Below are 12,066 nucleotides of genomic sequence, written 5' to 3' on the forward strand. Positions count from 1 at the left end.
AAGGAACTCTCCCATGGCCACCAAGGGCACCGTAAAATTCTTCAACCAGGACAAGGGCTTCGGCTTCATCACCCCGGAAGGCGGCGCGAAGGACGTGTTCGTCCACATCTCCGCGCTCCAGGCTTCCGGCATGCAGACCCTGCAGGACGGCCAGCAGGTCACCTTCGACACCGAGCCGGACCGCATGGGCAAGGGCCCCAAGGCCGTCAACATCCAGGCTGCCTGATTACTCGATTTCGAATGGCGTCCCCCGGGACGCCATTTTTGATTCACGACCTTAGAAACGCCGGAATGCCGCGCTAGAAATCATTCCGCAGCGGCGGAACTGCTCGAAGCGCCCTGTGTCTTCGGCCCGCCCGCGATGTCGACCGCCGCAAAGGCCTCGGCGATGAGCTCCGGCGACACGCCCGGCTTGGTCGCCTCGGACGACAGGATCTGCCGGTAGCGCCGGGCCCCCGCATAGCCCTGGAACAGCCCGACCATATGCCGAGTGACATGGTTGAGCCGCCCGCCCGACGCCACCACCCGCTCCGCGTAGCCGATCATGACATCGCGCACCGCATCCCAGTCGACCGCCACGGCCGCCACGCCATAGATCCGCTGGTCGACCTCGGTCAGAAGGGTCGCATTGTGATAGCTTGCCCGCCCGAGCATCACGCCATCCATGACGGCGAGATGCTCGACCGCCTGATCGAGATCGGTGATCCCGCCATTGATGCCGAGGAAAACATGCGGGTTCTCCCGCTTCATCCGATAGACGAGCTCGTAATCGAGCGGTGGAATCTCCCGGTTCTCCTTCGGCGACAAGCCCTTGAGCCAGGCCTTCCGCGCATGGATCCAGATCGCATCGGACCCCGCCCCGATCATCCGCTTGAGGAAATCCGGAAGCACCTCGGCCGGCTCCTGATCATCGACCCCGATCCGGCACTTGACGGTCACCGGCACCGTCGCCACCCTTTTCATCGCGGCAACACATGCCTCGACCACCTCCGGCGTCTGCATGAGGCAAGCCCCAAAGGTCCCCGACTGCACCCGGTCCGACGGACAGCCGACATTGAGGTTGATCTCGTCATAGCCGTAATCGGCCGCGATCCTGACCGCCTCGACAAGCTTTACCGGATCCGACCCGCCAAGCTGCAGCGCCACCGGATGTTCGGCGTCATTGAACGACAGCAGCTTCTCCCGCGGCCCATGAATGATCGCATCGGCCACCACCATCTCGGTATAGAGCAGCGCGTGGGCCGAGAGCTGCCGATGGAAGAAGCGGCAATGCCGGTCCGTCCAGTCGATCATCGGGGCAACGGCAAACACCGCCCGCCCATAGGGTGCGGGACCGGGAATGTCGCGGGTGAGGAAGTCAGCATGTGTCGTCATGGCGGCGCAGATATCACGCTTTGCCGGGAAATGACACCATTCACGCCAAGCAAGGCGAGCACCGGTGCGTCAGCTATCAAGCCCGATCACCTTCTCGAGCGCTTCCCAGCTGTCGTCCATCGCATAGGCCGCAAGGAATGGCAGGTTGATATGGCCGTAGAGCGGCGAAAGCTGCCACTCGGCCTCTTCCTCGTCGACGCCTGCCACCTGCTGCAGGAAGATGACGGAGGCGAGACCGGTTCGGTCGGCGCCGGACATGCAGTGCACGAGGATCGGCTGTTCGGCCGTCTTCAGGATCGAAAGCAGTTCCTGCGTCCGCTCCGCGGTCAGGTCCTTGCGGGCCGACATGCCGAAATCGATGTGTCTTGCGCCATGCGCGGCGGTCGCAGCAATCTCGTTGTCATACCAGTCCTTGCCCGGGTTGTCGCCGCGAAGATTGATGACCGTCTTGATCCCGTACCGGTCGATTTCTTCGCCTAGCCGCTCGCCCGAAAGCTGGGCCGAGCGATAGAACTGACCGGGGAGCACCTCGTGAAAATTGCCAGAGAGAATAAGCAGTCCGACATAGGCGCCGAAGAGCAGCGCCAGAGCCGCAATTGTCACGAAGGCCAGCCGCACGCGCACGCGCCAGGAAGACCGCTTCGGAGCATTTGCCGCCGCTGCAGAATGCGTCTTGTCGATATTATCCAAAGTCAGACCCACCCATGAAACTTACCCGCAGACAGGCTGCTCGCCGATTCCGGCGTTAGAATGGCGGAACAAAAGGCAGGACACCAGGAAAAGAAGCGCGGATGAAGGCGGTGCTCAGAGCAGCCCGAGTTCGGCGAGTTCCCGCTTCAGATCGTCGGGCATGTCCTCGATATTGGCACCAGAGGCCGAGAGGTCGCGGGGTGCGGCGTCCGCATCGAGATAGCGCCAGCCCTGGAAGGGACGACGCGGCGCAGGCGCCACCTCCACCACTTCGGGTCCGAGGATCAGTTCACAGCGGGTGATGCCATCACCGCCGGTGAACGTCTTGATGTCGAGAAGCTTCTGACGGGCGGCGAGCTGGCCCTTGATGATCCAGTAGAGCGAGCCGCCATCGAGCAATTCTTCGACGCGCTTCGGCACCATGCGGGTGACATGCGACGAATGCGGCTCGAGCCCGGCTGCGACCGCAACGAGGCAGCGCTCGGCGACCCAGTCGCGCAGGTCGTCGATGGAATCGGCTCCGACGCAGAGCTTGAGGAGATGCAGTGCCATGACACCGAGATAGCCGCTCCCCGCGGCGGGTCAAGGGCCCGGGTGTCGCAGGGGTGATGTGCTCAACAGTTTCGCTGTGTTCCATGACGCACCGTCATCCTCGGGCTTGTCCCGAGGATCTATTGAGGGCGGCCATTCGCGGGACGAAGGCATGGGTATGCCACGTCCAACGTCGGGCGCGTAGCGGACGTAGCAGATCCTCGGGACGAGCCCGAGGATGACGGCGGAGGCGTTTCAGGACAGGAGCAAGGCCCCTGCCCGCATCAACACTCGACAACGTTGACAGCCAAGCCGCCGAGCGAGGTTTCCTTGTATTTCTCGTTCATATCGTTGCCGGTCTGGCGCATGGTTTCGATCGCGGCGTCCAGCGGCACGAAATGCACACCGTCGCCCTTCAGCGCTAGCGAGGCGGCGGTCACGGCCTTGACGGCGCCGAGCGCGTTGCGCTCGATGCACGGCACCTGGACGAGACCGGCGACGGGGTCGCAGGTCATGCCGAGATGGTGTTCGAGTGCAATTTCCGCAGCGTTCTCGATCTGCTCGGGCGTACCGCCCATGACGGCCGCGAGACCTGCGGCGGCCATGGCAGAGGCCGAACCGACCTCGCCCTGACAGCCGACTTCCGCACCCGAAATAGAAGCATTGTGCTTGATGATCCCGCCGATGGCCGCCGCCGTCAGCAGATAGTCGCGAATGCCCTCCTGATCCGCATCCGGATGGAAGTGCAGATAGTAGCGGATCGTCGCCGGCACGACGCCGGCAGCCCCGTTGGTCGGCGAGGTCACGACGCGACCACCGGCGGCATTTTCCTCGTTGACGGCCATGGCATAGACCGACAGCCAGTCATTGGCGAGCACGGGGTTGAGGCGGTTGGAGCGCCACTCCTCCTGCAGCTTGTCATGGATCGACTTGGCGCGACGGCGAACTTTGAGGCCGCCAGGCAGCTGGCCTTCCTGGCGCAGGCCGCGGTCGATGCAGCTCGCCATCGCATCCCAGATCCGGTCGAGGCCGGCATCGAGGTCTTCGCGGGAGCGCACCACCTCCTCATTCGCCCGCTTCATCTGGGCAATCGTCAGACCGGAAGAGGCCGCCATGGCGAGCATCTCCTTGGCCGACGCGAAGGGATAAGGCACCTTCTGGCTCGAAGCCTGCTTCTTCTGCTTCTGCATGGCCAGAAGCTCGGTATCGGTGACGACGAAGCCGCCGCCGATCGAATAGTAGATCTGGGTCAGCAGAACCCGGCCGTCCTTGTCGAGGGCAGACAGGCGCATGCCGTTCGCATGGCCGGTCAGCGGCGTCTTCTTGTCGTAGACGAGATCGTCCTTCGGCTGAAACTGGTAGGCCGGATGTCCCGGCGGGGTAACCCTGCCCGTGCGCTCGACATCGGCAATAATCGTTTCCATGCGATCGGGATCGACACTATCAGGCGCCTCGCCCATCAACCCGATGATCACGGCATTGCCGGTTCCATGTCCGATGCCGGTATAGGCCAGAGAGCCATGCAGGCTCACCTTCAGGGCGGCCACATGCGCGCCGGCTGGACGCGGCCATTGGTCGGACAGAATGAGATCGAGAAAGCGATTGGCCGCCGTCATCGGACCCATGGTGTGGGAACTCGAGGGGCCGACGCCGATCTTGAACACGTCGAAAACCGATAGAAACATGAGGCTCCTCGCATGCGGGATAAGAAAGCGCAAAGGCTAGTGCATCGCCTAACACGAATGCGCCTTGCAATCGACATCGGCTTTCATCGCCGCGACATGCCGGAGATGGTGTACGGGTCGCCGAAACGCAAACAGCGCGGTCGAAACGACCGCGCTGTTTGTTCAATCGCCTGTGGCGGATGTCAGATCGTGCCGAAAAGATAAGCCAGGCACATGATGCCGGCAAAACCCATCAAGGCACGGAAGGTGACACCCCAGCACGACTTCTGGAAACTGCCTTCCATGAAAACTCCGTGTGAGATCACATTCACAGGAAAGCCGTCCCCCGACCGCTTTCTGAGTGTCTGATTATTAAAATCGGGGCCGCTCCGCAACCGCAAAAATGGCAAAAGGAAGGCGCATTTTGCGCATCAGACATGCACTCACCGCATGGATTTATGAAATTCCAATGGGTTAGCGCGTTAATTCATTAACATTGGCGCGGCGTGCAAAGCCCCAATTCGGGCCAATGTCTTTCGCGTGGTTAATTCCCCGTTGTGGAGAAAGACGCGACAACGATAATGCCGGCAGCGTTCAGACCCGGGGATTCGCTCACATGACCATCGTCGATTACTGCGCCATGGCGCTCTTTCTGCTGCTCTGGCTCGCTTATGCCCGCATCATCGGCGATCAGCAGATTCTCTCGCGCACCAGCCTGACAAAGGCCATGGCCGAGCGACGCCGCGAATGGATCCTGAACTCGATGAACCGCGACCTCAAGATGATCGACACGCAGATCCTGGGCGGCCTGCAGAACGGCACGGCCTTCTTTGCTTCCACGACAATCTTCGCCATCGGCGGCTGCTTCGCCTTGCTTGGGGCCACGGAACAGGTCGACGCGATCCTGAAGGACATCCCCTACATCGTGCAGGGCGGACGCGCGACCTTCGAGCTCAAGGTCTGCGGCCTCATCGGTCTCTTCGCCTATTCCTTCTTCAAATTCGGCTGGTCCTACCGGCTGTTCAACTATTGCACCATTCTGTTCGGCGCGATCCCGATGACCGAGGAAGCGGCGAAGGACCCGGAGCGGGCGATGGCCGCGGCCGAGCGCACGATCCAGATGAACATCATTGCAGCAAGCCACTTCAACATGGGCCTGCGGGCCATCTTCTATTCGATCGGCTATCTCGGCTGGTTCGTCAGCCCCTGGGTTTTCATGGTAGCGACGGTTCTCGTCTTCATCGTTCTCCTGCGCCGGCAGTTTTTCTCCGAAGCCCGCCTTGCTCTCCTGAACGGGAGCGATACCTGAAAGACGGCGCGCGGGTCCGACAGCCATGAATTCGCCGTCTTTGAACCCGACCGGGCTCTCAGTGAAAAGCTTGCCGACGAAGACGTGAAGGAAGACTGCGTGGCAGACATGATTGAGCCCCGATCCGGGTCACCGAGACCACGCCTGCTCTCCCTGGACGCCGCGCGAGGGCTCGCTCTCATTGCCATGGCGACCTACCATTTCAGCTGGGATCTGGAGTTCTTCGGCTATCTCGCCCCGGGCACCTCGACTCAAGGCTTCCTGCGGATCTATGCGCGCCTGATCGCTTCGAGCTTCCTGTTTCTGGCAGGGTTCAGCCTCGTGCTGGCGCATTATCCGAAGATCCGCTTTGCGCCTTTCCTGCGCCGGCTTGGCGTGATCGTCGCGGCCGCCGCCGTGATATCCGTGGCCACCTACTGGTTCACTCCCGACAGCTGGATCTTCTTCGGCATCCTGCATGCCATCGCGGTGTCGAGCCTGATTGGGCTTGCATTCGTCAGGGTGCCGCCACTGCTGACGCTTTTAGTCGCCGCGATTGCCATTGCGCTGCCGGCCCTGTTACGCTCGCCGAGCTTCGACGCGCCCTGGTTCTGGTTCCTCGGCCTCTCCGAGACTCTGCCACGATCGAACGACTATGTGCCGCTCCTTCCCTGGATCGGCGCCCTGCTGGCGGGCATTGCAGTCGCGCGCTTCATGGTGGACCGGCAAAAGCTCGGCGTTCTCGATCGGCTGCCGGCCGGACCCCGCTGGCTGCGCTGGGGCGGGCGCCATTCGCTCACCGTTTATCTGCTGCATCAGCCGATCCTGATCGCCGGTCTTTATATTGCAAGCTTCGTCGTGCCGCCGCCGGCCGTCGACCCTGTCGCCCAGTATACCGGCAGCTGTGAAGCGAGCTGTCTGGAACAGGGCAATGAAGCGGGGCTCTGCCAGCGCTTCTGCGCCTGCACACTCGAACGCCTGCAGGCGGAGAATCTGTTCGAACCGCTCCAGTCTGGCGCAATCTTGCCCGATCAAGATCAGCGGATACAGACGCTGGCCGATGACTGCACCATCAGGAGTCAATCAGCGCCGTAGGGAGGAGTTCTTCAATGAAGACCTACCGTGCGAAGCCACTGAGATATCCCTGGCCACCGATGCTCTATCTGACGAGCATCCTGACCGCCATGCTGGCCGGCCGGATCGCGGAACTGCAGCCGATCCCCTCGCCTTTTCCGTTCGTCCTGCCATCTCTCGGTTTAGCCATCGCCATGCTGGCGGTGGCCCTCGACATCTGGGCGGTGCGAACGCTGATGCAGCGGCAGACGGCAGTGCTCGACAGCGGCTGCGCCCGCTACCTCGTCACCTGCGGCCCCTTCCGCTTCAGCCGCAACCCGATCTATCTCGGCTACACGCTGTTCACCCTGGCGCTGGGGCTGATCTCCGGAAACAGCTGGTTCTTCGTCGCTGCCATCATTTCGGTGACAGCCACACGCATGATCGCCATACCGAGCGAAGAGCGGCATCTCGAGGCCCGCTTCGGCTTCGATTACGAGAGCTACCGGAAGCGCACACGGCGCTGGATCTGATTCGGGAATTGAGCCTGGGGCGGCGTCAGGTGCCGACGCCGATCTCCACCAGGCGGGTCAGACAGGCTTCTTCGGCCTGATCGAGTTCGGACAGGGTCTCGTCGATGTCGCGACGCTTCTGGCGCAGTTCGTCGCGCTTCTCGTCGATCTTCTTCATCATCAGCTTGAGCTGGCCGATTTCCCCCGGCGGCTCCTTGTAGACGTGAACGATCTCGCGAATTTCGGCAATCGTGAAGCCGATGCGGCGGCCGCGCAGGATTTCCTGGAGGAAACGCCGGTCGGCGGCGCGGTAGAGGCGCGTGCGGCCCCGACGTTCCGGATGCAGCAGGCCTTCGTCCTCGTAGAACCGCAGGGTGCGCGTCGAAACACCGAATTCACGCGTGAGCTCTGTTATGCTATAGTATTTCTTCACGGTCGTCCGATCCTGTACTGGACACCATGATATTGACTTTTACGTACAAGTCAATTTTTCGCACCGCCCTCACCCACCGGTGAGTGTCCGCGGCCCGCAATTCTTGTGCGATTCCTCACATAAACCACCAGGTGGCAAGGCCGAGGAAGGCAAAGAAGCCGGTGATGTCGGTGACCGTCGTGACGAAGACCGCGGAGGCAACCGCGGGGTCTGCCCCGAATCGATCAAGCGCCAGCGGAATGAGAATGCCGGCGATGGCAGCCGCCATCATGTTGATCAGCATGGCAGCCGCGATGATGCCGCCGATATTGACGTCCTGGAACCAGAAACCGGCGATCGCGCCGATCAGGATCCCGAAGACCACGCCGTTCAGGAGACCGACGCCGGCCTCACGGCGCACGACGCGGAAGGCGTTGTGGATGTCGAGATTGCGCGTCGCGAGCGCCCGGACCGTGACCGTCATCGTCTGCGAGCCGGCATTGCCCCCCATGCCGGCAACGATCGGCATCAGCACGGCAAGGGCCACGATCTGCTCGATGGTGGCTTCGAAGAGCGAGATGACGGACGCGGCCAGGAAGGCGGTGACCAGATTGACGGCAAGCCACGGCACGCGCGAGCGCGAAGTTTCGGCGACGCTGTCGGACAGTTCTTCGTCACCGACACCACCGAGACGCAGCAGGTCTTCCTCGGCCTCTTCCTGGATGACGTCGACGACGTCATCGATCGTGAGAACGCCGACGAGGCGCTCGTTCTCGTCGACGACGGCGGCCGAGAGAAGGTCGTATTGTTCGAAAAGCTGCGCCGCCTCTTCCTGGTCCATCTCGGCCGGGATCGGGTGGTTCGTCGCATGCATGATCGTCTCGATCTTCACCTGCCGCTTGGTGCGCAGGATCCGATCGAGATTGACGGCGCCGAGCAGCTTGAAGGTCGGATCGATGACGAAGATCTGGGTGAAGCTTTCGGGCAGATCCTCCTCGTCGCGCATGTAGTCGATCGTCTGGCCGACCGTCCAGAACGGCGGCACGGCGACGAATTCGGTCTGCATGCGGCGACCGGCCGAGCTTTCCGGATAATCCAGCGCCCGGCGCAGGCGCACCCGCTCGGTAAACGGCAGCTGCGCGAGGATCTCCTCGCGGTCCTCGTCATCGAGGTCTTCGAGAATGTAGACGGCGTCGTCCGAATCAAGTTCGCCGATCGCTGCCGCGATCTGCTCGTTCGGCATCTGATCGACGATCTGCATGCGGATCGCTTCGTCGACCTCGGTCAGCGCCGTCATGTCGAAGTCGTCGCCGAGCAGGCGGATCATCGCGAGACGCTGATCTGGCTGGATCGCCTCGATCAGGTCGCCGAGTTCCGATTCGTGCAGCCGGGCGACGTTCTGGCGCAGGAAGATGACGTCCCGGTCGGCAATCGCCGCGCCGACCATGGTCAGGAAGTCGTGGCGGACCGAGCCTTCCTCGTCATAGATATCGTCATGCGTCTCGTCTGCCCCCGGGCGGTCGAGAATGTCGTCTTCGTTCTCTGTCATCCCACCCTCACGCTTTGCGGCACCTGTCTCGACGACCCGGAGAATGGCGGCAAAAACCCTCAAGTCAACAAGCAGATAGCGGAAAAATGCCGGTGGCTGTGCAAAGCAGGCGGCTTCCTGCTAGCGTGACCCGCATGCCACAGCCGATTGCTGCGGCACCACCCGAGAGAAGTGACGATATCGTGACCCGCCTGACCATCCGCCGCTATCCCGATCCCGCCTTGAAGACCGTCGCCGCACCGGTCGTCGAGTTCGGCCCCGCGCTCCAGTCCCTGGCCGACGACCTCTACGAGACGATGAAGGCTGCTCCAGGTGTCGGCATCACCGCGCCGCATTGCGGCACCTCGCTACGCCTGACGGTGATCGAACTGCCGGAGCTTGGCGGCCGCAAGGATTACGCAAACCCGGAGATCCTCTGGGCTTCGCCGGACCAGATGACGCAGACCGAGGGCAGCGTCTCGATGCCGGGGATGACCGAGGAGGTCACGCGACCCAGGGCGGTGCGGGTCCGGTATCAGACGCTGGACGGCGCGATCGTCGAGGAAATGCTCGAAGGTTTCCCCGCCATCTGCATGCAGCACGAGATCGACCAGCTGGACGGGATCTTCTGGATCCAAAAGCTGTCGCGGCTGAAGCGCGAACGGCTCTTGAAGAAATGGGAAAAGGTGTCCCGCTGACGGCACCTGCCGAACAAAGGCGAAGCTGCGGCGTTATCTCGTCAACCACAGTGACGAAGGAGCCCTCCCATGGCCAAGGACGACCGCAAGACCGACTTCTCCCGCGAAGACGACTACCGTGACTATGACCAGCGCAATATCGGTGACGGCTGGCCCTATGCGGATGGCCCTGGCGCCACCGCAACACCGGTAGCAAATCGCGGTTACGGCGAGACCGGCGCTAACTTCGACCGCGACCGCAATGGAGGTTTTCGCGTCGACGCAGTCGATGGTGAAGGCTTCGAACCCGACGTGGCAACACCCGTCCTGCCGACCACCGACGGCCGCGAAGATGACGACCAGCTCGAATCGGACATTTCAGTTGCGCTCGAGGCCTTCGACGACAGCCTGCTGACCGGTCTCGACATCCATGTCGATGGCCATGTCGTGACCCTGCGCGGCTCGGTCGATACGGCGGAAGAGCGCCGCGCGATCGAGCTGAAGGTTCTGGGCGTGCGCGGTGTCAGCGAAGTCAAGAACTTCATCACCACGCTCGGCGTCGACAGCCACATTCCCGACGACGGCGATTGAGCAGCCTTACCCAGCAGCGCTCTGGCGAACGGCCCAGGCCAGAGCGCCAAGGGAGAGCCCGATCGCGATTAGGTTGATGCCCAGGATCAAACCGACGAGCCAGAGTGCCGCGACCGGCATCGAGGCCAGCAAGATCAGGGACAAAGCGATCGACAGGCAGCCGCTGATCAACATCCAGATCCAGCTCGGCAAGGGGCGAATCGTCATCGCGCAGACCATCTTGGAAATACCCTCGATCATCAGAAATACGACCATCAGCAGGGACAGCAGCAGCAGGCCCTCGCCAAGATTGCGCAGCAGTAGGATACCCAACAGCACCGCAAGCACGGCGGAAGTGAACTGCAGCCAGAAATTCGGCGCGTGGCGAGCACTGATCAGTCCAAGGCACTGGATCAGGCCTGTCAGCACCATCAGCCAGCCGAAGGTGACAACCGCCGCGGCAGACGAGACCACCGGAAACAACGCCGCGAAGATGCCAGTCACCACCAGCAGTCCCGCCTCGACGAGATGGAACGTCGCATGATTGCGCACGGACTGGCGCACCGCTTCACGATAGACCTGGGCTGCAGCATCGAGTGAGATGGTCATGGACCGTACCTTTTGGCCGGGCATCGGCCAGGAAGAATGCAGACGAAGATGGCCTGCGGCGCATCATGGGCATTGCACAGATGATACGCCGCATTGAACGGTCGGCTCAATAGGCCGTCCAGCCCCCGTCGGTGGCGTAGATGCCGCCGGTGAAGTTGGACGCCTCGTCCGACAGGAGGAACAGCATCATGCCCACCTGCTCGTCGACAGTCGCCGGACGATGCTTCTTGTCGGCATAGGCAAGGATGCTGTCGATCTTGATGCGCCCCATGGTGGGACCGGTCGCAGCCTTCGAGGAAAGCGCAACCAGTTCACCGGCTCGCGCCACCATCGGCGTATCGGTGGCAGCCATGTTCACCGAATTGACCCGGATCCCGTACGGCGCGTAGTCGATGGCCGCATTGCGGGTGAGCCCGGTGACAGCATGCTTGCTCGCCACATAGGCCGGATTACCCGAAAGACCCGTCATGCCGGCGATGGAACCGACATTGACGATCGCCCCGCCGGCGCTCTGTTTGACCAGCTGCTTCAACTGCGCGCGCATACTGTAGAACACGCCGGTTGCATTCGTCTTGAACACATTATCCCAATAGAGATCGCTGGCCTCGTGAATGGGCGCGAAAATCAGGTCGCGCTGCTTGTCGAAATCGATCGGATCACCCGAATAGACGCCATCCATCACACCAGCATTGTTGAGCGCGCCATCGAGCTTGCCGAACTGCGAGACAGCCTGCGCGACGGCCTCTTCCGACACGGCAGGATCACCCACATCGCCAAAGACGAAAACACTTTTGCCGCCGCCGGCCAGAATGGAGTTGTGTGTTGCCTCTCCGAGATCCTTGATCCAGTCAACGCCGACGACATTCGCTCCTTCGCGCGCAAGCCTGATCGCCGCCGCCTGCCCCATGCCCCGCGCAGACCCGGTCACGATGAAGGTGCGCCCTGCGAAACGGTTGGAGATGAAGAAATCACTTGGCGCGGGTGTGATGTCGACCACGGCATTGCCGTCCGGTCGACCACCGCCCATCTGCGCAGTGGCCGTATTACCGGCGACCCCGTCCATCACCGCACTCGCAGCCACCGCACCTGCCGCCAGCGACACGCCTTTCAACAAACCCCGTCTGTCCATTTCGGCATCCTCCTCAGTGAGTGGTAAAA

The 12,066-nt window shown here is 62.2% G+C and carries 14 protein-coding genes; 6 read left to right on the forward strand and 8 right to left on the reverse strand.

Annotated features, from left to right (window positions below):
• The first annotated feature begins 13 nt into the window (after positions 1–13).
• Positions 14–226, forward strand: a complete 213-nt coding sequence (locus M1E12_RS08365) for a cold-shock protein (protein ID WP_113459654.1) — start codon at positions 14–16, stop codon at positions 224–226.
• Positions 227–306: 80 nt separating this feature from the next.
• Here M1E12_RS08365 and dusA read toward each other — a convergent pair whose 3' ends face one another.
• The 4 genes from dusA to M1E12_RS08385 all read right to left on the reverse strand — a co-directional run bounded on the left by dusA (position 307) and on the right by M1E12_RS08385 (position 4,280).
• Positions 307–1,374 carry a tRNA dihydrouridine(20/20a) synthase DusA gene (gene dusA / locus M1E12_RS08370; RefSeq protein ID WP_479564360.1) on the reverse strand — a complete coding sequence of 356 codons (1,068 nt, stop codon included), beginning with the start codon at positions 1,372–1,374 and terminating at the stop codon, positions 307–309.
• A 69-nt stretch (positions 1,375–1,443) separates the two neighbouring features.
• Positions 1,444–2,064 carry a dual specificity protein phosphatase family protein gene (locus tag M1E12_RS08375; protein WP_479564361.1) on the reverse strand — a complete coding sequence of 207 codons (621 nt, stop codon included), beginning with the start codon at positions 2,062–2,064 and terminating at the stop codon, positions 1,444–1,446.
• Positions 2,065–2,178: 114 nt separating this feature from the next.
• Positions 2,179–2,616 carry a DUF1489 family protein gene (locus tag M1E12_RS08380; protein WP_113459651.1) on the reverse strand — a complete coding sequence of 146 codons (438 nt, stop codon included), beginning with the start codon at positions 2,614–2,616 and terminating at the stop codon, positions 2,179–2,181.
• 263 nt (positions 2,617–2,879) lie between these two features.
• A complete protein-coding gene (locus tag M1E12_RS08385; protein ID WP_479564362.1) occupies positions 2,880–4,280 on the reverse strand; it encodes an L-serine ammonia-lyase in 1,401 nt (466 codons plus the stop codon).
• Positions 4,281–4,875: 595 nt separating this feature from the next.
• Between M1E12_RS08385 and M1E12_RS08390 the strand changes: the two genes are divergently transcribed.
• From M1E12_RS08390 to M1E12_RS08400, 3 genes are all read left to right on the forward strand, one after another.
• Entirely contained in the window at positions 4,876–5,568 is a 693-nt protein-coding gene (locus M1E12_RS08390) for a DUF599 domain-containing protein (RefSeq protein WP_479564363.1), read from the forward strand.
• A 108-nt stretch (positions 5,569–5,676) separates the two neighbouring features.
• Positions 5,677–6,642 carry a heparan-alpha-glucosaminide N-acetyltransferase gene (locus M1E12_RS08395; RefSeq protein WP_479564858.1) on the forward strand — a complete coding sequence of 322 codons (966 nt, stop codon included), beginning with the start codon at positions 5,677–5,679 and terminating at the stop codon, positions 6,640–6,642.
• Positions 6,643–6,656: 14 nt separating this feature from the next.
• Entirely contained in the window at positions 6,657–7,133 is a 477-nt protein-coding gene (locus tag M1E12_RS08400) for a methyltransferase family protein (protein WP_479564364.1), read from the forward strand.
• A 25-nt stretch (positions 7,134–7,158) separates the two neighbouring features.
• On the opposite strand, the gene M1E12_RS08405 is transcribed toward M1E12_RS08400, so the two are convergent.
• Entirely contained in the window at positions 7,159–7,545 is a 387-nt protein-coding gene (locus M1E12_RS08405) for a MerR family transcriptional regulator (RefSeq protein ID WP_006726220.1), read from the reverse strand.
• Between the two features lie 115 nt (positions 7,546–7,660).
• Positions 7,661–9,073: a magnesium transporter gene (mgtE, locus tag M1E12_RS08410; RefSeq protein WP_479564365.1), complete on the reverse strand. Its 1,413-nt coding sequence runs from the start codon at positions 9,071–9,073 to the stop codon at positions 7,661–7,663.
• 134 nt (positions 9,074–9,207) lie between these two features.
• Here mgtE and M1E12_RS08415 point away from each other — a divergent pair, with 134 nt between their 5' ends.
• On the forward strand, positions 9,208–9,750 hold the full coding sequence (locus M1E12_RS08415) for a peptide deformylase (protein WP_479564366.1): 543 nt from the start codon (positions 9,208–9,210) through the stop codon (positions 9,748–9,750).
• Between the two features lie 69 nt (positions 9,751–9,819).
• The gene (locus M1E12_RS08420) at positions 9,820–10,320 is read left to right on the forward strand and encodes a BON domain-containing protein (protein ID WP_479564367.1); all 501 of its coding nucleotides are present in this window, start codon (positions 9,820–9,822) and stop codon (positions 10,318–10,320) included.
• A 6-nt stretch (positions 10,321–10,326) separates the two neighbouring features.
• Here the strand turns inward: M1E12_RS08420 and M1E12_RS08425 are convergent, their stop codons facing one another.
• Entirely contained in the window at positions 10,327–10,908 is a 582-nt protein-coding gene (locus M1E12_RS08425) for an HdeD family acid-resistance protein (RefSeq protein WP_479564368.1), read from the reverse strand.
• Between the two features lie 106 nt (positions 10,909–11,014).
• Positions 11,015–12,037, reverse strand: a complete 1,023-nt coding sequence (locus M1E12_RS08430) for an SDR family NAD(P)-dependent oxidoreductase (RefSeq protein ID WP_479564369.1) — start codon at positions 12,035–12,037, stop codon at positions 11,015–11,017.
• Positions 12,038–12,066: the final 29 nt, after the last annotated feature.

The organism is Rhizobium sp. K33 (assembly GCF_056501445.1).